At 46.9% G+C, this 25,628-nt stretch carries 18 protein-coding genes; 17 read left to right on the top strand and 1 reads right to left on the bottom strand.

What is annotated here, in order from left to right:
* Positions 1–252: 252 nt before the first annotated feature.
* The 12 genes from HGH91_RS27885 to HGH91_RS27835 all read left to right on the top strand — a co-directional run bounded on the left by HGH91_RS27885 (position 253) and on the right by HGH91_RS27835 (position 16,585).
* The gene (locus tag HGH91_RS27885; RefSeq protein ID WP_211092458.1) at positions 253–3,864 is read left to right on the top strand and encodes a SusC/RagA family TonB-linked outer membrane protein; all 3,612 of its coding nucleotides are present in this window, start codon (positions 253–255) and stop codon (positions 3,862–3,864) included.
* Positions 3,865–3,874: 10 nt separating this feature from the next.
* Positions 3,875–5,329 (top strand): RagB/SusD family nutrient uptake outer membrane protein, encoded by a 1,455-nt coding sequence (locus tag HGH91_RS27880; protein ID WP_168742537.1) that lies wholly within the window; start codon positions 3,875–3,877, stop codon positions 5,327–5,329.
* 32 nt (positions 5,330–5,361) lie between these two features.
* The gene (locus tag HGH91_RS27875) at positions 5,362–6,780 is read left to right on the top strand and encodes a TlpA family protein disulfide reductase (RefSeq protein WP_168742536.1); all 1,419 of its coding nucleotides are present in this window, start codon (positions 5,362–5,364) and stop codon (positions 6,778–6,780) included.
* A gap of 140 nt (positions 6,781–6,920) precedes the next feature.
* Positions 6,921–7,475, top strand: a complete 555-nt coding sequence (locus tag HGH91_RS27870) for a sigma-70 family RNA polymerase sigma factor (protein ID WP_168742535.1) — start codon at positions 6,921–6,923, stop codon at positions 7,473–7,475.
* 69 nt (positions 7,476–7,544) lie between these two features.
* Positions 7,545–8,594: a FecR family protein gene (locus HGH91_RS27865; protein WP_168742534.1), complete on the top strand. Its 1,050-nt coding sequence runs from the start codon at positions 7,545–7,547 to the stop codon at positions 8,592–8,594.
* 85 nt (positions 8,595–8,679) lie between these two features.
* On the top strand, positions 8,680–11,838 hold the full coding sequence (locus HGH91_RS27860; RefSeq protein ID WP_168742533.1) for a SusC/RagA family TonB-linked outer membrane protein: 3,159 nt from the start codon (positions 8,680–8,682) through the stop codon (positions 11,836–11,838).
* A gap of 17 nt (positions 11,839–11,855) precedes the next feature.
* Complete coding sequence (locus tag HGH91_RS27855; RefSeq protein WP_168742532.1) at positions 11,856–13,457, top strand: RagB/SusD family nutrient uptake outer membrane protein; 1,602 nt, start codon at positions 11,856–11,858, stop codon at positions 13,455–13,457.
* Positions 13,458–13,634: 177 nt separating this feature from the next.
* Positions 13,635–14,549 carry a pentapeptide repeat-containing protein gene (locus tag HGH91_RS27850; protein ID WP_168742531.1) on the top strand — a complete coding sequence of 305 codons (915 nt, stop codon included), beginning with the start codon at positions 13,635–13,637 and terminating at the stop codon, positions 14,547–14,549.
* A gap of 92 nt (positions 14,550–14,641) precedes the next feature.
* Positions 14,642–15,037, top strand: a complete 396-nt coding sequence (locus tag HGH91_RS27845) for a cupin domain-containing protein (protein WP_168742530.1) — start codon at positions 14,642–14,644, stop codon at positions 15,035–15,037.
* A 4-nt stretch (positions 15,038–15,041) separates the two neighbouring features.
* Positions 15,042–15,215 carry a hypothetical protein gene (locus HGH91_RS31335; RefSeq protein ID WP_247651867.1) on the top strand — a complete coding sequence of 58 codons (174 nt, stop codon included), beginning with the start codon at positions 15,042–15,044 and terminating at the stop codon, positions 15,213–15,215.
* The gene (locus tag HGH91_RS27840; RefSeq protein WP_247651866.1) at positions 15,187–15,471 is read left to right on the top strand and encodes a DapH/DapD/GlmU-related protein; all 285 of its coding nucleotides are present in this window, start codon (positions 15,187–15,189) and stop codon (positions 15,469–15,471) included. The genes HGH91_RS31335 and HGH91_RS27840 overlap by 29 nt, the downstream gene beginning before the upstream one ends.
* Positions 15,472–15,628: 157 nt before the next feature.
* Positions 15,629–16,585, top strand: a complete 957-nt coding sequence (locus HGH91_RS27835; protein ID WP_168742529.1) for a methylenetetrahydrofolate reductase — start codon at positions 15,629–15,631, stop codon at positions 16,583–16,585.
* Here the strand turns inward: HGH91_RS27835 and HGH91_RS27830 are convergent.
* Positions 16,571–19,018: a TonB-dependent receptor domain-containing protein gene (locus HGH91_RS27830; protein ID WP_168742528.1), complete on the bottom strand. Its 2,448-nt coding sequence runs from the start codon at positions 19,016–19,018 to the stop codon at positions 16,571–16,573. The two genes, HGH91_RS27835 and HGH91_RS27830, sit on opposite strands and share 15 nt — an antisense overlap.
* Before the next feature lie 193 nt (positions 19,019–19,211).
* Between HGH91_RS27830 and HGH91_RS27820 the strand changes: the two genes are divergently transcribed.
* The 5 genes from HGH91_RS27820 to HGH91_RS27800 all read left to right on the top strand — a co-directional run bounded on the left by HGH91_RS27820 (position 19,212) and on the right by HGH91_RS27800 (position 25,390).
* Positions 19,212–20,231, top strand: a complete 1,020-nt coding sequence (locus tag HGH91_RS27820) for a sensor histidine kinase (RefSeq protein WP_211092456.1) — start codon at positions 19,212–19,214, stop codon at positions 20,229–20,231.
* 3 nt (positions 20,232–20,234) lie between these two features.
* Positions 20,235–20,957 (top strand): LytR/AlgR family response regulator transcription factor, encoded by a 723-nt coding sequence (locus tag HGH91_RS27815; protein WP_168742525.1) that lies wholly within the window; start codon positions 20,235–20,237, stop codon positions 20,955–20,957.
* A gap of 183 nt (positions 20,958–21,140) precedes the next feature.
* Positions 21,141–21,659 carry an RNA polymerase sigma-70 factor gene (locus tag HGH91_RS27810; RefSeq protein ID WP_168742524.1) on the top strand — a complete coding sequence of 173 codons (519 nt, stop codon included), beginning with the start codon at positions 21,141–21,143 and terminating at the stop codon, positions 21,657–21,659.
* A 77-nt stretch (positions 21,660–21,736) separates the two neighbouring features.
* Positions 21,737–22,726, top strand: a complete 990-nt coding sequence (locus HGH91_RS27805; protein WP_168742523.1) for a FecR family protein — start codon at positions 21,737–21,739, stop codon at positions 22,724–22,726.
* 114 nt (positions 22,727–22,840) lie between these two features.
* On the top strand, positions 22,841–25,390 hold the full coding sequence (locus HGH91_RS27800) for a TonB-dependent receptor plug domain-containing protein (RefSeq protein ID WP_168742522.1): 2,550 nt from the start codon (positions 22,841–22,843) through the stop codon (positions 25,388–25,390).
* The last annotated feature ends 238 nt before the right edge of the window (positions 25,391–25,628 follow it).

Below are 25,628 nucleotides of genomic sequence, written 5' to 3'. Positions count from 1 at the left end.
AATGTATTGCATCAAAAAAATCAATCTATATAAATATCAAAAACCAACCATCCATTGTAGTCATCCCAAAACAGTCCGTAATTAAAAACCGGAAGTGATTGGACCCACTTCCGGCATATAGTTCCGGCTGTAAAAATTCAATGCTGACAGCTTCAAATTTCATCAACCAAACCATTGCAATTTATGAAAAAATTTCCTTGTATCTCCCGATCCCGGGGCTGGAGCCCGGGCGCGACCAAAATCCTGCTAATGATGAAGATGACATTTTTCCTGCTGACGATGGCCTTTTGCTCACTTTACGCTACCTCCTTCTCACAAACCATCACGCTCAACGGTAAGCACGTAGAGCTGAAGCAAATCTTTTCCTCCATCAAGCAGCAAACGGGCTATGTGGTCTTTTACAACCAGGACGATATCAGGGGAACCAAACCGGTAAACGTTAGCGCCAACGCATTACCCCTGGCTGATTTCCTTCAACTCGTACTCAAAGACCAACCTTTAAATTACCGGGTAGAGCGTAATACCATCATCCTGTCGAGAAAATCACTGCTACAACAGCTCCCTGCTCCTCCACAACCCATTCCACCTGTAAAGGGAATAGTGCGCGACCAAAGCGGCGCGCCGCTGCCAGGGGTGTCGATACGCATCCAGGGCTCCAACTACGGCACCGTCACAGACCCTAACGGTACTTTTACACTGAGCGTGAACGAGAACGACATACTGATTATTTCCTGCGTTGGTTTCACCGGTATTTCTACCCGTGTAAATGCCAATGGTACACTCACCTTATTACCAGGTAACGGGAAAACAGATGACAACAGTTCGTCGTTATCCACTACACCCGCGGGACAGACCCTGATTATCCTGGCCCATGGCCTCAGCCAGCTACAGAGCGTTACCGTGAATACCGGCTACCAGCAGATATCAAAGGAACGAAGCGCCGGCGCTTTCGCCAATCCCGAGATGAGTATTGTAAAGAATCGAAGCACCAGCATGAATGTATTGCAACGCATCGAAGGACTGGTGCCCGGCCTGGTGGTAAATAATTCTCCTACCCCCAACGCCACCACATTTCAGATACGCGGACTGACTACCGTTAATGCCGACAGGAATCCATTGATTATCGTGGACGGAATGCCCATCAGTGATATCAGTGCAGTAAATCCACAGGATGTAGCGGATATCAGCGTACTGAAAGATGCCACTGCGGCCTCTATCTGGGGAGCCAGGGCCTCAAATGGCGTAATAGTGATCACCACGAAGAAAGGATATGCCCGACAAAGAATAAAAGTAGATTATGATGGTTTTATCAACTTACAGGGAAAGCCGGATATCGACTACTATCCCACCCTCAACAGCGCGCAATATATACAGGCTTCCCGTGAAACATTCGATCCGGTGGGGCAGACTTATGCCACTGCCACCCGGTACAACCCATCCAGCTCCCATGTGGGCCTTTCACCAGACAGGCAAATTCTGTACGACATGTACAGGGGCGTACTGACTACAGAGCAGGGAAACGCCAAACTGGACAGCCTTTCTAAGATCAGCAACCTGCAACAGATAAAAGATATCTGGTACCGGCCGGCAAGTCTGATGAATCACACCGTATCCGTATCCGGCGGTACAGAGAAATATACCTTCTATGGTTCACTGGCCTATACTAACGCGAACGACAATACGCCGGGTAACCGTAACAATACTTACAAAGTGAATACCCGCCAGGAGTTTAATTTCAACAAATACCTGAAAGTGTCCTTCCTGGCAGATATCACCAATCAGCTCACAACATCTCACCGTTCCATATCCCCTGATTCACGTTTCCTGCCATACCAGCTATTCAGGGATGCAGCAGGCAATAACCTGTCGATGCCCTACATGGGATATCTCAGCAATGAATCCCGGGCAGACTTCGAAACAAGAAGCCGGATCAACCTGGATTACAACCCGCTCAATAATGTGAACACCGGTGCTACGAAAAGCAATGGGTTACTCGCGCGTCTTAACAGTGGCGTTTCCATCCAATTGTACAAGGGGCTACATTTTGAGGGCATGTACGGATATGTGAAAGGGAGCAGTCGCACCACTGCTTACGATGATAATACCAATTATGCACAGCGGGTGCAGATCGTTAACTTCACAGTAGCTCCGGATGCCACTTCCATACCGGTCTACTATCTGCCCACCAGCGGCGGCCTGTACCAGGTATCTACCAACAACCAGGACAACTGGATCATCAGGAACCAGCTGGTATACGACCGTAACTGGAGAAATGAGCAACACCAGCTGACTATGTTGGCCGGCCAGGAGGCGCAGGAACAAAAATCTGTTGGCAACAACAGTAGGGTATATGGCTATGACCAGCGCCTACAGACCTATGGACTGGTAGATTATAAGACATTGGCCAGTACCGGGATTAAAAGCCCCGTAATGCCCGCCAGCGCCACTGGCTCCGTATTGGACGCCAGCACGTTTTTTGGAGAGTCAGAAATTGTTTCCCGTTTCACCTCCTATTACCTCAATGCCGCCTATACGTATAACCGCCGCTACTCCCTCAACGCCTCCTGGCGTAATGACAAGAGTAACCTGTTTGGAAAAAATAAAGCCGCCCAGGGCAAACCGGTGTGGAGCACTGGTGTGAAATGGGATATCAGCAACGAGCCTTTCATGGAAAATGTAAAAGGCGTGAACTACCTGGCATTGAGGGCCACCTATGGTATAACAGGCATCTCTCCTACTCCCGGCAGCGCCTCTTCCTATGATATATTATCCGGCACCAATGCACCCAATGCACCAGGCGGGACGTCCATGTACATCTCTTCTGTGGCAAATCCTAACCTCACCTGGGAAAGCACCCGTACTACCAACCTGGGACTGGACTTCTCCCTGCTTGGAAGACGCCTGACCGGCGCGGTGGATGTATACCAAAAGAAAACGTCCAACCTGCTGGGCAGCATGCCCGTAAATCCATTAACCGGCTACGCCACTATTTACGGTAATGCCGGTAACCTAACCAACAAAGGTGTTGAGCTAACACTTAGCTCCGGGAATATTTTACACAAGGATTTCCGCTGGGTTTCTATGTTTACCTTGTCGTACAACAAGAATGTGATCGATAAAATAACGACCGGCGATCTTAAAACAACCGGTTACCAGGTGATCAACACCCCTACCTACCTGCCGGGATACTCAGGATATTCATTATGGGCCTACAACTTTGCAGGGCTGGATACCCTCGGCGATCCGCTGGTGCGACTGGCCGATAAAAGCACTACCAAAAGTCCGAATGGGGTGAAAGCTGCAGATGTAGTATACATGGGCGTTTACCAACAACCCTGGAGTGGCGGCCTGTCAAATATCTTCAACTATAAATCTTTCACGTTGAACATCAACATCATTTACAATATGGGGCATATCATGATGCGCAATGTGAACAGGACTTACAGCGGCTACGGCTTTATTAGTGCGCTGAATTTCACCTCCGGCAACCTCGCCGCTGAATTTGCCGATCGCTGGAAAAAACCGGGAGATGAAGCCCATACCAATATTCCATCCTTCGTGACGGGCAGCGCAAGCACCACAAGAAGAAATACCGACTACTATACCTATGGTAATATTAACGTAACAGATGCCTCTTATATAAAGATCAGGGACATCATGTTGTCGTATGAAATGCCGCATAGCATCATAAAAAAGATAGGTGCTGAGCAATTATCCTTTCGCCTGATAGTTTCCAACCTGATGCTGTGGAAAGCCAATCCGTATCACATTGATCCTGAGTTCCAGGACACCAAGTATGGATATTACAGCACCATCCCTGCTAACCAGGGCACTATCACCTTTGGCGCTCATCTAACCCTCTAAAACAAAAATCATGATATACCTGGATAAGAAAATATTGCTTGCTTTATCACTGGTGGCCACATTGGTACTGCCGGCCTGCCGGAAGGATTTCCTGGAAGTTGTTCCCAAAGGGAAACTGGTGGCCACAAATACCAGCGACTACGACCAGCTGCTGAATTCTATGACGCTTACATTACTGTATCCCCATATTGAGTCCGGGGATGAGGCCGCGTGTGTTGAGCCTTACTTCTCGGGCAACGCAGCCGCTTTCCAGCAGAATGCTTTTCATTGGGCAGATGATATATGGCTGGCATCAGATCAGCAAACAGAATGGACGTTGCTGATGCGGTGGGTATACCAATGCAATAAGATCATCAATGAAGTAGCGAATTCGGCAGGTGGTAGCGAAACACAGAAAAAAAGCATCCTGGCAGAGGCGCTGGTGAGCAGGGCCTGGTGCTATTTCATGATGATCAATTACTATGGACAACCGTACAATGCCGCCACCGCCGCTACAGATGCGGGCGTACCCAAAATACTAACAGCAGATGTTACCGAAACAAAGTTTAGCAGGGCAACGGTTAAAGAGATATATGATCTTATTGTGAGCGATCTCACGCTCGCCATACCCGATTTGCCGGTAACGCTGACCAACCGCACCAGGAGCACCCGGGCAGCAGCCGAGGCCATGCTGGGAAAGACTTATGTATTCATGGGGCAATTCGATAAAGCACTACCACAACTAAATGCCGCCATAACACATATAAGCAACAGCAGCATCCCGGTAGGCTTATATGATTTCCAGAAAGAGCTGGCGCCCGGTGGATCATTTACACCTGTCAATCCTTATACAGGCCCGGCAAGAGGTAACCTGAACATTGACCAGGAAGTGCTGTTCCTCAAACGCATTCTCAACCTGGATACCTATTACGGTTCATTCATCGTACTAACCCCGGCAACGGTAGCCCTATACACTACCGGTGATTACAGAAGGCAGTTCCTTACCGGTAACCCGCTGGGCGAATTCACCAAACCGTATCCTAACGGCATGATGGCCGTATGGGGAAGCGGTGGCGCTACCAACGTTGGTGTGAGCGTACCAGATGTTTACCTCCTACAGGCAGAATGCAAATCCCGCCTGAATGATCTCCCCGGGGCGGTGGCAGACCTCGAAGCATTCCGGCGCATGCGAATGCCGGTGGCAGAAGCCAGCATACCAGCCAACATAGCAGGCGACCAGGTTGCGCTCACCAAATTTGTTCTAGACGAACGTATCAGGGAATTCCCTTTACAGGGATACCGCTGGTTTGATATGAGAAGACTGAGCGTTGATCCGGTATACAAATCAACGGTTAACTACACGCATACCTTGTATGATATGAGTGGCGCAGTGGTGAAAACCTTTACCCTGCGGTCACAGCGGCTTACATTCCGGATCCCGCTGTATATCGCGCAACAAAATCCTGATTTACCACAAATACCCTGATAAAATTTAATCCAATCATTAAATAACAACACATGAAAACATGGTTAGCATGCCTGCTTTGCACAGTAGCAATCACTACGCAGGCGCAGAAGAGAACCGTTATTATTCTTGACGTAAAAGGGCACACCGGTGATACCATTACAAGTGGGATCTTTGTTGAAGGCGCTAAGCAAAAAGCTGATTCAGAGTCTGATGGCCGCTTCAAATACGTTATTGATTTGAAAAAAGCGCTTGATGTACTGGTTTGGGCGGAACCCAATAAAACCAGGCAACAGCTATTCGTAGAACCTGGCGATAGCCTCGTTGTTTCCTACGATCTCTACCACCAGGACTCCACCATCGTGTTCCAGGGAAAAGGAGCGGCGAATAACCAGGTGTACAAGGAATATCAATCAATCGCCGTTCAGGGGTTCAAGGATCTCAACTTCTCCATAAATACTACCGCAAACGACTATACTAAAATGCTGAGAAGCAATCACGATCAGGATCAGGCGCTGCTGAAGGTGAAGGGTAGCCAGGTAAGCGCTGCCACGAAGAAATACCTCACCGCAATGTCTTACGTCAGTTACACCTGCGGCATTTACCAGACACCGATGTTTATGCAGGGCTACCTCGGAAAAAAAATGCCGGAAAGTATTCCCGATGGTTATTGGGAAAGTGATAAGCTCATGAATGAAGACCTGAATATGGATACCGGTACCTTTGACTATGAGCGGCTGCTGGTACATGGCTATCCTTACTACCTGTTCCTGAAAAGTCAAAAGGGAAAAAATCAATTGGATGTAAAAGTTCCTACTACCGACCGTTATAAGCAAATGTATGAAATATCAAAAACGGCGTATAAAAATCCAATTATCAGATCACGCGCTATGGGAGGCATCCTCAAAACATTGCTGGATGGCGCCTCCACCGCATCCGATTACAAAGGTCTGCTGGACGAATACATGAAGCAGTATTGCAAGGATGAAAGTTCAAAGAAATCGCTTCTCGAACTGTACGCCAAGAAGTCTGCTATATCTATTGGACAGGTCCCGCCTGTGTTCACGCTGAAGGACCAGCAGGGACACGACGTTACCCTGGCCGATTTCAAAGGAAAAGTAGTATACATGGACTTTTGGGCCAGTTGGTGTAGCCCTTGTCGTTATGAAATGAAAAACGGTTCTCCGGGGTTGCATAAACAATTCGAAGGCAACAAAGATGTAGTATTCCTTTACATCAGCATCGATGATGCTGCGGATAAATGGAAACAGGCCATTGCAGAAGACAAAATCGAGGGCGTACACCTGTTGTCGACAGGAGGCACAGAAAGTAAAGTAGCAAAAACATTCAACATCAGTGGCGTTCCTCACTACATGATCATTGACAAGGAAGGCAAGCTTTTCAGCAACGACGCTACCCGTCCGAGTCAGCCAGAAACAGCGGAAACGCTGAGGAAATTGCTGGCTAAATAAGCGTTAGGCCAAATAAAAAGCAGTTATTAAAAAAGAACGGAAATGCACCTGGATGCATTTCCGTTCTTTTTTAATAGCTAACCCATTTCTAGGAATTTCCACATTTATTTATTTAAATTGCTGTGGTAAATTGCCACGTTTTGAATACGATTGCTGCTTTGAAACAAGGTAACCTTTTGGTATTTAATGAAGTCTATTATTCCTGGCACAAAAGGGTCTACTATTTTATTCTCCAAAAAACCAAGTCATCCTTCATTGCTGAAGAGGTGACGCAGCTCACTTTCATCAAATGCTGGAACTACCGGGAAAATCTCGCCGATGACCTCAATATACAGTTACAGCTGTTCCGTATTGCCCGTACCACCCTGATCGACTTCCTCCGCAAGGAAACTGTTTACAAGGAAAAGGTGATCCATGTAATAGATAAATATACCCTGCCGGTAGATGATCTCTGGGGGAAGCTGGCGGAGAAGGAATTGCAGGTGAAGCTGGCCAATGCATTGAAAAAAATGCCGCCGATGCGTCGTAAGGTGTTCGAAATGAGTCGTTTTAAAGGGATGAGCTATCAGCAGATCGCACACGAACTTTCCTTGTCGTCCAGAACGGTGGAAACACATATTTTCCAGGCCATCAAGCAGATAAAACATTATCTCGGGTTCCTGCTCTCGCTCCTGGCCTGGCTCAGCCGGTTTTAATTTTTTTTTGAATCAGACTACGTAGTTCAGTCTTTACAAACGTATTACTTATCTATCAGCCTATTTAATATGATCAATGATGAATTACTGAAACGGTTCTTCAGCAATCAGTGTACAACGGAAGAAGCCCGCATGGTAGCCAATTACCTGCAGGAACACCCTGACATGCTCGAGAAATACCTGCCGGAAGCCGAATTCCTGCAATTACAGGAAGAAGGTCATTTCCCGGAAACCGTTTCCCAACAGTGGCTGAAAAATATTCATCAACAAACGGTATCGGGTGATAACCGGAAGAAATGGGCTAAACGACTGGCCATTGCCGCCGTTACAGCCGGCGTGCTGGTGGGCGGAACCATGCTATTGTTCCACCGCAACCAGCAAAAAATAGCTGCTGTCAACCCGGGACTGACTATAAACACCCCTTCCGAACAACAGCAGCTGACCACCAATACCAGCCAAAAAGCCATGGCCATCCTATTACCAGATGGTTCTATAGTACAGCTGTTGCCGGCAGCCTCCATGGTATATGACAAAGAATTCCGGGAAAACAGGAACATTTACCTGACAGGAGAAGCCGACTTTACAGTAGCCGCCGACAAATTACATCCCTTCATAGTATATAGCGGGGAATTATATACCACCGCCCTGGGCACCTTTTTTCATGTGAAAGCCATCCCCGGGGAAGATATGATCAGCGTAAGACTGAACAACGGGAAAGTAATGGTGCAAGGATCCATCAACAAAAAGAAAATCATCAACGATGTTGTCCTTACTCCCGGGAAAGAACTCAAGTACTACCGCAAAACAGGAAAAGCTTTTGTATCCGACTTCAATACCAGGGGGACAGACGTATTAGTAAAAGCCGGTAACAACGGTACAGGTTATACGAAACCGGACTGGTATAAGTTTAACAACCAACCAATGTCACAAGTATTGGATCAGCTGAGTAATTACTATGGAATAGCCATCTACTATTATCCTTCAGACGTGATGGAGATTTATTTTGATGGTAAATTTGAAAAAACAGACTCACTGGAAAAGATCCTGACTGATTTAACGCTTCCTAATAATCTGAAGCTGATCCGGAATGATAGCGGATTTATAATCAAAAGAAAATAATTCACCAATATAGTTCTATTCCATTTGCGACGCCTTGAGCGTTAAGGGCTTGCTTTGCCCTATACATTTAAAACACGTTCCAGTTATGAAGATGTTCTATCGACCAAAATGGCGCCTGTTCCTGTTACTTGTCATGCTGATACCAGGAATTTCAATGACCGCCCAGGCGCAGGGCCGCATGCAGGTGACCGGCACCGTGCGCACAGATCAGGGTGACCTCCTCCCCAATGCCTCTGTTGTAGCGCTGAATGAAAAAACAAAGTATACCGCCGGTGTGGTAACTGACAGCAATGGCGTATTCCGCTTCTCCGGATTACCCCCTGAAGGAAAATACGCTTTCAGCGTTTCTTACATGGGCTTTGAAACACAGCGGCTGAACAACGTAGCCCTGAAATCAGGCGCCACCCTCACGTTTTCCATACGCCTTGTTAAAACAGTGGCAGCACTGAACGATATCGTCGTTATCGGTTATGGTACTGCCCGAAAGAAGGATGTGGTAGGCGCCTTCAACGTAGTAACGGTGAAAGAAGCCGGTGCCGTAAATGCCACCAATCCTTCACAGTTACTCATCGGTAAAGCTGCCGGCGTACAGGTGCTGCAAAGCAGTGGCGTATTAGGCGCCGATGCCCAGATCATCATCAGGGGCACGGGTAGCTTTACCGACGTCAATCCCCTGTATGTCATAGACGGTATCCAGGGCACCAAAAACCTGTTTAACACACTCAATCCGCAGGACATCGAAAATATCACTGTCCTGAAAGATGCCTCTTCTACCGCCATTTATGGTTCCGCAGCCGCCAACGGCGTGGTAATCATCACCACCAGGAAAGGGAAAACGGGTCCACCCCGCGTTAGCTTTACTTCTCAATGGGGTATGGCTAAAGCCTGGAAACAACTGCACCTGCTCAATACCGCACAATATGTGGAAGCGCTGAAAGATCTCGCCGCTACCAAGAATACTGTACTGCCGGCCAAGTTCAACACACCAGGAGGCTTGCAGGACAGTACCAACTGGCAGGACGCCATTTTCCGTAACGCCATGGTGTCTGAAAATGACCTGAACCTCAGCGGTGGCGGTGAAAAAGTAAATTATAGCGTATCTGCCACCTACATTGATCAGCAGTCCATCTTAACCGATGCTACCAACAAAAGATTCCAGGCACGTGTAGGCCTGGAGGAAACACTGGGCCGGTTCCGGTTTACACAAAACGTGATCGTGCGCCAATATGTAGGTAAAGGTAACTATGCCAATATCATCAACGCAATACAGTATGCTCCCTATAAACCAATGCTCGATCCATCTATCCAGGGTGGATACTCTATCGTTTCCAATATCGATGACTACAGCAATGCAGTGAACCCGTTGCAGGAAATTGCGATGAAAAGTCAGACTGCCAAATCACTGGCTTTCTTCCCGCAACTATCCGGTGAAGTACGTATCATCGATGGATTAAAATTCCGCTCTCAGTTTGCAGCAGAAGTAAACTCCAGCCGCACCAGCAGCTACCAGAAACAGTACCAGGCATCTAACTTCCTGAACCAGGCACGCCAGTCGATGCTGGTATTTTCAGAAAACTCCTACTACATGCTGGAGAACTACCTGTCGTACGACAAATTAATTGGCAAACACCAACTGGCTTTAATCGCAGGACAAAGCTATATTGATCCGGGACGCACCAACGGCTCCTCTATCAGGGGTACCGGTCAACCCAATGATAACCTCACAGATGTGGTGGTGGCCTCTTCCCAATCCGTTACCAATACCTATTCAAACTATTCACGTCCTTCTGTGATCTCTTATTATGCCCGGGCCAACTATACTTATGACGATAAATATATCATGACCGCCAGCTACCGGAGAGACGGCGCCTCCAACTTCGGCCCTAATAACCGCTATGGTAATTTCGCCGCCGGAGGTTTATCCTGGCGCTTTTCAGAAGAAAACGTCATGAAAAGTAATTTCCCCGTTTTGTCAGATGGAAAGCTGAGTTTCAGCTGGGGACAAACCGGTAACAATAATATCCCTAACTTCCTGAACACGGCTAAAACCTACCAGGGTACGCCAGGAGGCGCACTAGTATATTCTTTCGGCAGTACAGAAACATTTGTATCCGGTACCACGCTGACCACATTAAGCAATCCTGATTTAAAATGGGAACAAACCAACCAGGCTGATATCGGTATCGACCTGGCCTTCTTAAATAACCGCCTCACCGTGGAAGCCGACTGGTACAATCGTAAGAGTACCGGCTTGCTGGTAACCACCCTGCTGCCCGCGAGTATTGGTGTAAGCCCTACCGGTACCCAGCCCAAGAAAACCGTGAATGCTGCCAATGCCCGGAACAAAGGTCTTGAGCTAACCATCGGATACCGCGATAAAATCAACAACAACCTTAGCTTCAACGTAAGCGTAAACGGATCTGTTAACCACAACGAAGTATTATCATTAGGCGACCAGTTTTCTGCACCTATACAGGCGGGCGCCTTTACGCCGGTACCTACCACTACCTATACAGCAGCCGGCTATGCGATCGGCTCTTTCTATGGCTACCGCATGGATCATGTGGCCAGGGATGCCGACGAAATAACTGCTCTCAACCAGGAAGCAGCTAAAAAAACAGGCAACCCCAACGCCAAATACCAGGATGGTTTGTTACCAGGAGATTTTATTTATAAAGATATCGATGGCGACGGCGTAGTAACTGCAAAAGACCAGGAAATATTAGGCAATGCCATCCCTAAATATGTGTATGGTATCAACGCTGGCATCACCTACAAAAACTTTGACCTGAACCTGGTATTATCCGGTGTCAGCGGTTCCAAACTCCTGAATGGGCTAAAATTAAATACCAGCTTCATGTCTACCGGGCATAATGCTACCACCGACATCCTCGACAGATGGCGTAAACCCGGCGACGTAGCTGCGCTGCCCAGGATAGGCCAGAATGTAACCGGCAACGGTAACCTCCGTCCATCTGACTGGTGGCTGGAAGATGGCAGCTACCTGCGTTTGCGCAACATTACCATTGGATACAATGCTCCGGCTGCTATGTTGAGCAATGTAACCAAAGGCACCCTGAGATCCCTGCGCATTTACATCGCAGCGCAAAACTTACTGACGCTCACTCGCTATACCGGCTACGATCCGGAAGTGGCGGGCGACTATATTTTTGCACGCGGTATTGATCAGGGACAAGTGCCACAGCCAAGAACTTTCCTGGCAGGTATTCAATTAGGGTTTTAATTTTTAAAAGTGATTTTATGAAGAAGTATATACGTCAACTGCTGCTGATAACCGGTCTGATAGCCATTTCCACCGGATGTAAAAAGTCGCGCCTCGACCTGGTAGATCAGAGCGCCTACGCATACGACACCTATTTCACCAACATATCTGCGCTGAACCAGGCTACCATCGCCAGTTACGCCACGCTGCTGCATCCGGGATTATGGGCCAGGGAGTATTATTTCATTTTCGACCTGATGGGCCATGACGCCAAGCGCGCCAGCTTTTTGCTTGGACCGGAACAGGAATTGGGCGACTATACCTTCGGCACCAACAATGCAGACCTGGGCAGCTTATGGGGTTCTCTTTACCGGATGATTTTCAGATGTAACCTGGTGATTGACCGCGCTGCCGCCTGGAATCCAACCGCCACCGCAGATCGCGCAAAGCTGAATCAATACCTGGCCGAGGTAAAGTTCCTTCGTGCCTATGCTTACCTGCATTTAGTAACGTTATGGGGAGATGTGCCACTGTATACCGACTATCAAACCACCCTTCATAACAACTATTTATCCCGCAGCCCGGCTGCCGATGTATGGAAACAGATAGAAAAGGACCTGACAGAAGCACAAGGCACTACAGAATTACCTACCGTATATCCTGCCGCAGAATTGGGCCGCGTTACCAAAGGCGCTGTGATAGCCCTGCTCGGCAAAGTATATTTATACGAGAAAAAATGGGCGCAGGCACAAGCTTCCTTTGAAAAGCTGATGGGAGCACCGTATGCGTACAAACTCGACCCTTCCTTTGATAATGTTTTCAGCACTACCAACCAGAACACGCCGGAAAACATCTTCCAGATCATGGACCAGCAGTGGACCGACTGGGGTATTGGCTCCCCCTACTATATGTTTGGCAATGGTGCAGAACAGGTAGGCAAACAAACACATACCGGTCGCGCGATGGAGTATGGCTGGAACGATTGGAAAAACGTATATATCAGCAACGCCGCCGTAAAAGCATTCACCTATCCAAATCCCACCACAGGTTTACCCTATACCGACCCTCGTGCTAATTCCACGTTCTATGGCACTCCGGCTTCCGGCGGAGATACCGTGTACTGCCAGCAATGCGCCACAGGCGCCAAACCCTATCCATTTGATGCTACCGATCCACAGGGTGATTATCGCTGGAAAAAATATGAATATTACAACCTGGTGGAAAAGTATGGCGATCCCAAAAGCCCGATTAACGGGCAGGTGATCCGCCTGGCCGACGTAATGCTGATGCTGGCCGAAGCGCACATCCAGCAAGGTAATACCGGCGATGCACCGCTGGCATTGATCGACAGCGTACGCTCCCGCTCTCATGCCGTTTTGTACACCACTTTGGGCGACAAAAATAACGCGATGAAAATATTGATGCGGGAACGCCAGCTGGAACTCTGCGGAGAACAATGCCGGTATTTCGACCTGCTGAGATGGGGCATCCTTAAACAAACCATCAACGCAGAAAAGGCCATAGAACCAGGCACTGGTACACAACCTTTCCAGGATAAAAACCTATTGCTCCCTATACCTGATGTTGAGAAAAACTATAATCCAAATGTTGCCAAAGACATCAAAAACGGTTGGAATTAATTTTCTTCCCTGTTGTTAACGCCAAAAGATTTACCACGAAGCCTCCGCTGTAGCGGGGGCTTTTTGCATGTAAACAACTATAAGTAGTGCTGTTACCACTAATAGTTTTCATTTTTTGTTGATTCCGGGAATGAAGCAGCCTATCTTCGTTCTATCGAAAAATAAAATATATCATGTATGGATACTAAGATAATCGGCGGCAAAATTGCCAAAGCGCGAAAGGCAATGGGAATGTCCCAGGCAAAGCTTGCCCAACAGCTGTTTATTAGTCCCCAGGCGGTTGGAAAATGGGAACGTGGAGAATCTATGCCTGATATCACTACTTTTAACCGTCTTACAGAGATACTAGGCGTAGACCTCAACCATTTCTCAGCAGGCGCACGCACTACGGATAATGAAATATCACCACTGGTTAGGCAACCGGCAGTGGAGACCAGTGAGCCTTCGCCCGCGCAGCAAGTACAAATTGACCTCACCGCCATCGATCTGCAGAAAGGCGACTTTGCAGGCGTTACTTTACATAAAGGGAAATTCGACACAAGCTCACTTCGCGGGGCCAACTTTGCAGGTGCTGACCTCACCGGGACTTCATTTGACGTAGTGGATGCCCGCGAAGCCAATTTCGATGGCGCCCGCCTGACAGACTGCCGTTTTTCCACCACTGATCTCACCCGCGCCAGCTTCCGTACATCCATCCTGGTACGTACCACGCTGCATATCTCGGGGCAAGGCGCCCAATTCATAGGCGCTACCCTCACAGATGTTCATCTCACCAAAACCGACCTTAGAAAAACGATCTTCGAGCAATGCATTTTTAACGGCGTCGACTTTAATCACTGCGATTTACAAGGGATGTGTTTCGACGGGCAGACGTTCACCGGTGTACAGTTTAACAAGTCTGCCTTGAAAGATGCCTCATTCAGAGGCGCCACACTCCGGAATGTATCCTTTACACTGCCTTTTTCACTCACCAACAAATCATACCTCGCTATTAAAACTACCTGCTTCGACGGCGCCACCATGGATAAACTGACCTATGCGGCGCTGAAAGGACTGCGCGTGATCGATCTGTCAAAAGTTATTGTTATATAAAATCTCCGCGCTCCCTTCACTCATAAACCCCGATAAACTAACCACCTTCTTTACCAAATACCTGCAATAAACAGGTATTAAATATTTGAATCATGGAAATTACGAGAATAGGGTCAAGACCCTCTGGCAAAGGTCCGGACGACTGGTTTACAGGAGCCGTAAGAATAGATCCACTTTTTGATGCCAATGAAGCACGCCGCGGCGTAGCCGCCAGCGTAACCTTTGAGCCGGGGGCCAGAACTGCGTGGCACACACACCCGCTCGGACAAACGTTGATCGTAACAGCAGGCTGTGGATGGGTGCAACGGGAAGGCGGCCCGGTAGAAACGATACACCCCGGCGATGTGGTTTGGTTTGCACCCAATGAAAAGCACTGGCATGGCGCTACTGCCACTACAGGCATGACCCATATTGCCATCCAGGAGAACCTCAACGGTAAAGTGGTGGATTGGATGGAAAAGGTGACTGATCAACAGTATAAAGGTTAATGGCATGATGAAAGATGTTAAACAGGATGTTCTTTCCAGGCTGAAAGCCGGGGAGCCTATCCGCCTGGATGATCCGGAATATCGTAAAGTACAGGCGATTGTTGACCGTACCATACAGCTTTCGCCCGCACTCAACACGGCCACAGATATTGAGCAAATACGTACCCGGCTGGATTGAAGACCATGTGTTGATCGGGCCGAAAGTAAACCTGGTAACAGAAAACCATCCTTTAGATCCTGCCGACAGAAGAGCCCTGGTGACGAAACCCATCCTGGTAAAACGCAATGCCTGGATCGGCGCAGGCGCCACTATCCTACCCGGTGTAACTATTGGAGAAAATGCAGTAGTGGCGGCGGGGGCCATTGTTTCAAAGGATGTTCCGGATAATGTGGTGGTAGCGGGAGTGCCGGCGAGGGTCATCAAGCAATTATGAATGCGTCTTTTGATAATATTTTTACCAGGGGAATTACTCTCAGCAGTGCTGAGAGTTTTTAATTAAGCACCGGTCTATGTAGGTGAGTATAGGCCTCCAACCCAATAAATCGCTCAAAATACCCGCCCAATTTGTACTTTTGCCGAAATCATCATGTATGCTCAAGGAAAAGTTACATCGGCCAGGGTCCAATTTGGTCTTTTATAGTTTAACGCCGCCGAAGGCTACCACGCAGCCTGAACAGGTAAAAATTATTGCCGGCAAACAAATTGAAAGACTTCAGGGGCTTCCCATCGATGGACTGTTGCTCTACGATATCCAGGATGAATCTACCCGGACAGAAAAAGAAAGAACTTTTGCTTTTCAATCCACCATTACGCCGGAGGAGTATAGCAAAAACTATTTAGCGCCGCTGCAAGTCCCCAAAGTGATTTATAAAAGCATTGGCAACCTGGATAAAGAACAGTTTATCAACTGGCTCCAGGCTAATCAACATATCGGGTACGCCGTTTTTGTAGGCGCCTCTTCTCACCAACAGGTAGAAGCCACCAACTTTTCGCTACAGGATGCCTACGACCTGCGAAACCAGTATGCTAAGTCGCTCGTATTGGGTGGAGTTACCATTCCTGAGCGACATACCAAAAAGGGCGACGAACATCTGCGCATCTTCAATAAAATAAATAAAGGATGCAGCTTCTTTGTTTCTCAATGCGTTTATAGCCTGAATGATACTAAAGATCTTCTCTCAGACTATTATTACGCGGGGTTGGATAACGACAAATCACTCTCGCCCTTAATTTTCACCCTGGCTCCTTGTGGATCGCTCAAAACATTGCAGTTTATGGAATGGTTGGGCATAGAGGTACCGAAGTGGCTTTATAACGATCTAAAACACTCGAAAGATATTTTGTCTTCCTCCATCGAAACCTGTAAGAATATTGCGATAGAAATTTTGAACTATACACAGGCCAAAAACATTCCCATTGGTTTTAATATTGAAAGCATCTCTATTAAAAAAGAAGAAATAGAAGCGGCTAACGAGCTGTTAAAAGATGTGTTACAATTAACGAAGGGTGCAGGCATTCCGGCTGAAAACCGGTTAATACCTGCCTGACCGTTTCCGCTCCGGGCGCGTTGATTGTTCCTCCGGCATTTTTTCCTCCTTGCTTTTAGGGACTTTACCAAACCTCCAGTTAAACGCGATCGCCACAGATCTATTATAATAATAGGTCGTCGACTGTTGATGAAAGACAGGAGCAGTTGCCATACTGCGCTGCCGGAGGTTACGTTGAAAAGGATTCACTAATGACACCGTAATGCTGCCCCGCTTCTGCAATACTTCCTTTTGAACGGCCATACGGTAGGTATAGTCCGATGTATTTTTGCCTTGCAGTGTTATAAAACCATTGTTATAGTCGCCGGATAACTCAAACGTATACCCGCTGGGAATGGTATAGGAAGTGTTGATATTAAAAGCGTGAAAGAAGCCGCTGTTACCAATCTGCAAGGCGTTACTCTTAAACCATACCTGGTATAGCTCCAGGCCTCCGTTGATTGTCCAGTTGTCATTGAGCTGGGTATATCCATTGATATTTGCTCCCAATCGTTTGTTAGCGGCAATATTCTGGGGCAACGTCCGCGAAATAGCATTGCTGTCAACGGTTAAAAGTGATTCTATTGAATTGGAACTGAAGTTAAAGTAAACGCTGCTGACCAGGTTAAGGCCGGAAGGCGCATTGTAAATGTGGGAAGCCTCCAGCATCCGTGTAAGCTCCGGGCGTAAACGGGGATTACCCATGGTCAGGTTACGGGGATCGCTGGCATCTATATAGGGATTGAGGTCCCAGATAAAAGGCCGGTGAATGCGTTCGGTATAGCTGAACTTAAATTCATGTGCTTCATTTACTTTTTTAGCAATTAACAGGTTAGGAACCAGGTTACTGAAATCTGTTCCAAACGAAGGTTTGGTGCCTTTGAAGACAGCGTTTATCCGTGTATACTCATAGCGGGCGCCCAGGCGGAAACGCCAGTTGTTCTTCGTTTCGAACTCCGTGCTGACGTAGGAAGCAAAAACATCCTGGAAGTAAGCCATCGAGTCGCTACGCTCCTGGTCCTGCTTCAAATCCCCGCTACCGCCGTTATTCATATTATTGTAGACAGCAAAATTACTGGCCGCATCATTTTTACTCCAACGCATCCCAATTTCAACAAAACTGCTCCCCGCTTTATTAAAAGGATGGGTATAGTCAGCCTGGAAACTATAATCCTTACTCCTTCCCGCGTTAGGGCTTACCTCCCGGAAGAAATGCGTACCGTCAGGCGTAAATTGATCTGTAAGGTAACGGGAATGATCTACAGAACGGCTAAGATTTCCCAACAACTGTAACGATTGCTTTTTGCGCTTAAACCGTTTCTGGTAATTCAATGAAAGGTCTATGTAATGATAACTTCCCCGTTGATCAGCGCTTTGATTGTAGACCAACGGATTGTTCGCATCTCTGTAATCATTATACAAATTACTATGTACCGGCCATTGTTCATGCCAATAGGAAAGCGTAGCACCGAGCTTCTGCGTTGAATCAGGCCGGTATTCTACGCCCGTTTCCAGGCTGGCTCCTTTTGTCTGCTGCCTGCTATCAACACGTTGCATCAGGCTGCCAGCGGGCAGCCCTTTGTGAAATGATGCCCTGTTTAGCTCACTCTCTTTTCGCGTTTGCTCAAAAATACCGCTGCCCATGAAGTTAAAGTCCAACTTAGCGCCCGACATGTTCAGGCCAAGACTGGCAGACTGTTCCCGGCTTCCCACGCTTACATCAACCGTACCGGAGGTACTCTTTATCTTTTCCTTCGTAATGATATTAATCACCCCTGCCGCCCCTTCTGCTTCATACCTCGCCGAAGGGGCCGTAATTACCTCAATAGATAATATAGAACTGGCGGGAATCATCTTCAAAGCTTCCTTCAGGTTTTTGGCAAGAATGCCAGACGGCATACCATTCAGCAAAATTTTAATATTTGAATTTCCCCGAAGATTAACGACGCCATCAGAGCTGACTGTTACCATAGGCGCCTTCCGCAGTACATCTGCGGCCGACCCGCTTTTATTGCCAATATCTGCGGCCGCATCGTATACTAACTTATCTCCTTTAGGCTGTACCAAAGGCTTACGCTTTTTCACTTCAATTACCTGCAACTGTTGGCTTTGCCTTACCAGCGTAAATTTAACGATGTCTCCTGTGACCGCCTTCACATCTATCGTTCCTGAATAGGGTTCATAACCAGTATGTGAAATCGTCAAAAGATAAATACCTTTTTCCGGCACTGCTAAATTAAACGCGCCTGCAGCATCTGTCAACGTAGTTTTAATAACGGCTTTATCTTTATCCTTCAGAAGGATGGTAGCCAGTTCAAGTGGCTTTTTGTCAAATGCATCTGAGACTACTCCTTTTATTTTGAAAGAAGCCTTACCACCGGGGATAACGGATTGTGAACGCACCGGCAAAGAAGCGATGATTAAAAGTAAAAGGGCGGCAAATTTACCTGGCATCTGGTATATCAATTTTAGTACTGACGTATATAATTTTAGTCGGCACAAAAGAAAATGTTTATTTTCCCACCGGGAAATGAGAATGAGCAAAGCCTATATTTTAATGACGAACGTCCTTCATCATTTAAATTTTCTGCATACCTGCAAAAATGGGACATTGGTGGTACTGGAAATACAATAGAAGATGATAGCTATGACAAATTGGTTCAAAAAGCGTTACCTACAGGAGATTGGGATATTTATCGCCATGTTTATCCTGACGATGGTGAATCAATTTTTTCAGCTGGATTCATTCACCGCGATTTTTAAGGGACTCGTTTTTTTTATCATTATATATGCGCTGGCACAGCTGCACTGGCATTTTATTTTTCCTTTATTCTGGAACAGGAAGTACAAAAAATATGCGCTGATCTCCTTTGGCGCCCTACTCCTGGGGACATTCATACTCTTCCCCATAGATTTCTTTTGGGTAGAACCCGGCATACTACCACAGGAGAATATGCTGTATGTCTTGCTATACTATTTCGTTATCAATATTGCCAGCGTCAGCACGATCATGTTTTTATTCCTGGTGAGGCAGCATGCGTCGCAGATCAGGAAAGGGACGGAAGACAAGCTGCTGCTGGCTGAAATGAATATAAGGCTATTGCATGCGCAACTGAATCCTCACTTTCTTTTCAACATGTTCAACAATCTTTATGGTGTGAGCCTGACCGAACCCGATCGGGTTCCCCAACTAATCTTGAAGTTATCCCAGCTTATGCGATACCAGCTGGAAGACGGTAGAAAGCCGCAGGTGAAGCTCCAGGAAGAGATTTCCTTCATAGAAAATTATATCGCCATAGAAAAAGAGCGGGTGGGAAAACGTTGTGACATTTCATTTGCGGTGCATGCGCAGCAGCCGGAAACCGCAAAGATATCCATCGCGCCCTTAATCCTTATTACGCTCATAGAAAATGCTTTTAAACATAGTACTACGGCCTCCGGGCAATCGTTTGTGCATATCGGTATACAGTTAAATGGCTCTACATTAACAGTGGCCATTGTAAACTCATTGGGGGATCTACCATTGAAGAGCGGTTCCACCGGTATCGGTCTTGCCACCATCCGGGAGCGCCTGGAACTATTGTATGCAGGAAAGTATCATTTGGATATTTCCGGGGATGAAAATGAATTCAGGGTCGTTTTAAAAATGCAATTAAATTACCGGTAGTCTATGGAATCATTACGCTGTATCGTAGTAGACGATGAAGAAGGAGCGCACCGCGTGCTTGATCATTATATTAAAGGAACCAGCAGCCTGGTATTGGTCGGCAGCTTCTATAACGCCGTGAGTGCAATGGACTTTATGTTTAAGCATCCCGTTGATTTACTCTTCCTGGATATTAATATGCCGGGCATCTCCGGACTGGATATGCTGGAAGCCATGTCCAATCCACCTTTGGTAGTATTAACTACGGCTTATACCCAGTATGCGCTCACCGGGTATAAATACCGGGTAGTCGATTACCTGGTGAAGCCCTTTGAAATAGCCAAATTCATGGCCGCAGTAGATAATGTGTTCGCCCGTTTCAAACCTCCTGTTGTCCGTCACGCAGACATTCCCCTACAACAAACATCAGATCTCTCCATAATATTAAAGGTAGATACAGGTATCGTCAGGATAATGACCAGTGATATTACCCATATTCAAAGTTATGGTAACTACGTGAAGGTATTTACAAAGGATAAAATGTACCTGAGCGCCTCCACTACCGGCGAGATAGAACAACAACTAGATAAGCGTCATTTCAAGCGCATACACCGTTCGTATATTGTAGCGCTTTCAAAAATACAGTCCCTCGAAGGAGCACAGGTACTGCTGGAAAACGGTTTAACGTTACCTGTTGGCAAGACTTACAAACGTGAAATCTGGGAGTACTTTACCAATAAAGGCTAAGCTCATTATATTACCTATCCCTACTTTACCATCTCCCTACCCTCATCTTCATTTAAAATAGAATAGAGGGAAATCAACCGCGGCGCGTTTATAGATTACCGGGGGGAATTTTCTGAATAAAATTCCATATACCTGTAGCGGGAAACACATGCGTATTAAGTATCATATTTATAAAATTCATTTGTGAGTACAGATGACCTATACAGACAGTTCCAACTAGTATTCGAACAGTATTATAACCCGCTTTGCAAATACGCCTCCAGCTTCATAAAGGAAAAGGAGGTGTGTGAAGATATCGTGCAAGATGTTTTCGTGAAGATATGGGAAAACCGCAGAGACATCTTAGTGGTCGAAGGTGTAAAATTCTATCTTTTCACCGCTGTTCGCAATAACTGCCTGACCCACCTGCATCGTGGGCAGCGCCGCCCTGTGTACAGTTTGACCGACATGAATATAGAAGAAGATGCCTGGCCGGTAGGCACAGAGCCTGGTGAAGGCGAGCTGGTAAATTATAAAGCATTGTTAGGAAAAGGAATTGACCAGCTTCCCGCCAAATGCAGGGAAATATTTCTATTAAGCCGCCTGGGGAATTTCAGCAACCAGGAGGTAGCCGACAACCTGGGCATTTCCATTAAAACGGTGAATAACCAGCTTTGGAAAGCGCTGAAATTCCTGAGGAATTTCGTTAAAGGCACGCTATAGGTTCTCTTGAATTATTTTTTTCTATCCGTAGGAATTTCACAAATAATTATGTTTTAGTAAATGGGAGAAGAAAACAAATGGAACAATTACCTGATCATATAAAGAAAATACTGCTCAGAAAGCTGCAGGGGGCATCCGCCAAAGCAGACGACAAAATCATTGCCGACTGGGCATCGCAGGACCCTGCCTATGAAGAAGAAATCGCGCAGCTGACTACCACCTGGCGCATGGCAGACGAATGGCTGGAAGAAAAAGAATTCGATACGAGTAGCGCATGGTCAAAAATAGACCAACGAATTGCACTGGCCACGGAGAAAAAAAATGATACCACCAACACCGTTTTCTGGATGAATACGCTCCTGAAAACATTAGTGGCTGCGGCTATTGTAGCAGGCTTCCTTTTCGGCGGCTGGTGGTGGTACAATAAACGGCAGGAATCCTTTACCATCATCACCGCTGCTGCTGATCAGCATGTAACATTATCTGAAGGCACATCGGTATGGCTACGAAAAGGAGCTACCATCCGGTTGCCCAAAACATTCAAGGCTGATGAGCGGAAAATATATCTTTCCGGTGAAGCGTATTTTGATGTAAAAACAATCATACAGCAGCCATTCCGTATCGAAACCGGGAAAGGACTGATCACGGTACTGGGCACCTCCTTCCTGGTAAATGCAGGGCAGCAGCAGGAACGAGTGGCCGTCGTTACCGGCAAAGTGTTGTTTGCAGATAAAGATCATCCACAAAAAAGGTGTACGTTATCTGCCAATGAAGAAGCCATCTTCACAGGAGAAACATTTGAAAGAAAAACATTTACCAGTTCCCCGCTGCAATGGCAACAGGAAGAATTAAGTTTCAGGAGTACCCCGTTAAAAGAGGTGATCCAAACATTGACTATTTTTTATAATCATCCTGTTAAAGTGGATAGCGCACAGACGCCGGGAGCCGGCGAAATATCTATCACCGCCAGCTTTGGAAAGGAATCGTTATCACAGGCAGTAGATGAAATAGCGAAATTAACAGGACTTCATTACCGGCAACAACAAGACACCCTTATTCTGTACTAACTTTTTATTTGACTTATTGTAAGGAATTTTCAGCATAGCAAATACACGCACATTTACGGCCGGCGGTCGTTATGGCATTGCCATTTCAACAGCTACCATGCCGTCGGCCTTCTTATGTCCGTGGTATTGCTTTGCACTGCATTGAGCGCTCATGCCCAGCAATCCCTTACAAAGAAAACATTTGCGTGCCATGCTGCCACCGGTAGCATTCCTTCCTTATTATCGAAAATAAGCAGCTATAGCGGTACGGTAATCGAGTATTCTACCAACTACCTCACCACAGACAGTACCTATGCTATTACCGATGGCAACATCATGCTGGGAACTGTACTTCATAAGTTACTGAGCGGACAGCCAATAACGATAGCAGAAATAAACAACAAGATCATCCTGCTGCCTGAAAAAAAATTACCTGAGCGGTATCCTCTCTATGGCTTTACAATGGAAGAAGGCAGCCTGGAACCGTTGGCTTACGCCACCGTACAGGACCTGGCATCCGGTCAGATCTGCCAGGCCAACAGGTTTGGGTATTACAACATGATGTTACCGCCGGGCAAACATTACCTGGAAGTAAAACACAACAGCCTGCCTCCTAAAATAATTACCGTCCTGCTTGAGGCATCTACCAAAAAAAACCTGGTGATCTCCCCCGTTAAACTGCCGGAGGTAAAAATTGATGCAGGCAATATCCTCCAACCCGATGGCGGCTCCCGGATGGATAAATACCAAACAGACGCCTATAACAATTTCCTGGGAGAAACGGATCCTGTCAGATCCCTGTACCTGTTGCCGGGCAATGTGGAAACGCAGGAAACTACCGGGAAACTGGTGGTCAGGGGAGGCGATCCGGATCAGAGCATGTTCCTGCTGGATGGCAACCAGGTATATAATCCCAGTCACCTGCTGGGTGAAATTTCCATTGTCAACAGCACCCTGGTTAAATCGATCCGGCAGTATAAAAATGATTTCCCCAGCCGTTTCGATGGCGCTATCTCTTCTATCACGGAAGTTAATACCCGGGATGGCAACATGGACAAATGGACGGGCGAAGCCAATGCAGGGTTGCTGGCCGGCGCCATGTCCATAGAAGGGCCGTTACGCAGGAAATCGACCGCTATGATGTTCTCCATGCGCCATAGCTGGTCCAATCCCCTGCTGAATATCGTGGATGATAACTACCGGCTGCGGTTTTATGACATCCATTTTAAGTTAACACATCTCCTGGATGCAAATAATAAGTTGATGTTTACCGGTTACCTGGGTAAAGACCACCTGAACCTCAACCGCCCGGACTATCAGCGCCTGCAGGCCTGGGGCAACCGGCTGGGAACGCTTAACTGGATTCATCTACTCGGCGCCCGCTCATTTGTAAGCACTACTATAAACGCCAGCAACTATCGCAATCTCGCCGGGATTAAGTTCGCATTATTCAATGACTCTACCCAGCAAGCCGAAGACAGTAAAGCGTTTAACAACTATGCCTCCATTGACAAGCTGGAAGCAAAAACCCAGTTTGAATACAACGCATTACCCAATGCCCGGTTCCGGTTTGGCGCCAGGTACGCCCATACTACTATCAGTCCTTTCAATACCAATATCTCCCCGGAATTCCTGGAGCAGGTGGATTACTATCAGCCTATGCAACCGCTTCGTTTCGGCGAGTTTGCCCTGTATGCTGAAAATGAATGGCGCATTGGGTCCAACCTATTAATCCGCCCAGGGCTGAATTATGCCACGTACAAATTCCGTGACTACACCCACCGTTCCCTGCAACCCCGGCTATTTGCCGCATGGCGGATCAATAAAGACCAACAATTTACTTTTTCGTACGCCCGCATGGTACAATACCTCCACCAGGTAACCACGCCATTTTTGGGCATCAACAGCGAGTTTTGGGTGCCCAGTACCAGGTTACTGCGTCCGGTGGAGAGCCATATGGTCAACCTGGGATATAATTTCAATGATAAAAAAGGGCTGTTCCTGTCGGCAGATGCCTATTATAAGGTGATGAGAAATAATACCAACTTCGCAGAAAAGGGAAATATTTTCTATGATGAAGATACCTGGGAAACGGATATCCTTGCAGGAAAAGGCTGGAGCTATGGACTGGAGCTACTGTCGAGGAAGCAAATCAACAAATGGCAGTTCCAGCTCTCTTATGCCCTTACGTGGAGCGAAAGACAATTTCCGGGTATTAACGAAGGAAAGAAATATCCATTCCGCTATGACCGGCGACATAATTTAAATGCCACCATCAACTATAGCCCGCTTAAAAACTGGGAGCTGGGCCTGGTATGGTATTTCAGCTCCGGCGATGCTGAATTCCTGCCCCCGGGCACCAATGAGGATTTCAATACTCCTACGCCCGTGAATCCTGGCAATAAAGAACCCGACAATAATAATCCTTTTGTCTTTGACAGGAACGGCTACCAGTTCAAGCGACTCCCCCCCTATCATCGTCTGAATTTTAACACCAGCTTCTCCTTCCAGACTGGTCAACACCTTACGCACAAAGTATCTGCCGGCCTTTACAATGCCTACCAGGCGCGTAACAAATATATCCCCGATGCCTGGAACCTGGAAAATAGTAGCTATAATACCACTTTGTCGGGAAACCGTTTATTCGATCTCACCTTCTATTTATCCTATACCATCAAATTTTAATTTTTTTTGCCCTCCGCGTAGGAAGTTTCCACTTTTTGCTGTTTTCGTTACAGATATGGTTGTGTTGACCCCAAATGCACTTTTGGCTCATATCATACCTACAATTAACCCGAGGGTGTCTCAAAAATAATTGAGGCGCCCTTTTCAAATTTGAGATAAAATGGGCGAGTTATCCAGATAGTGAGGTTGAAAAAAAGAGTTTTCAGTGCTGTTATAGTGCGGTAAATTTGAGAATGGC

It is taken from the genome of Chitinophaga eiseniae, from assembly GCF_012641265.1.
In the GTDB taxonomy this organism is placed as follows: domain Bacteria; phylum Bacteroidota; class Bacteroidia; order Chitinophagales; family Chitinophagaceae; genus Chitinophaga; species Chitinophaga eiseniae_A.
Note: the sequence above shows the minus strand (reverse complement) of the source record. Positions and strands in the feature narration are given on the sequence as shown.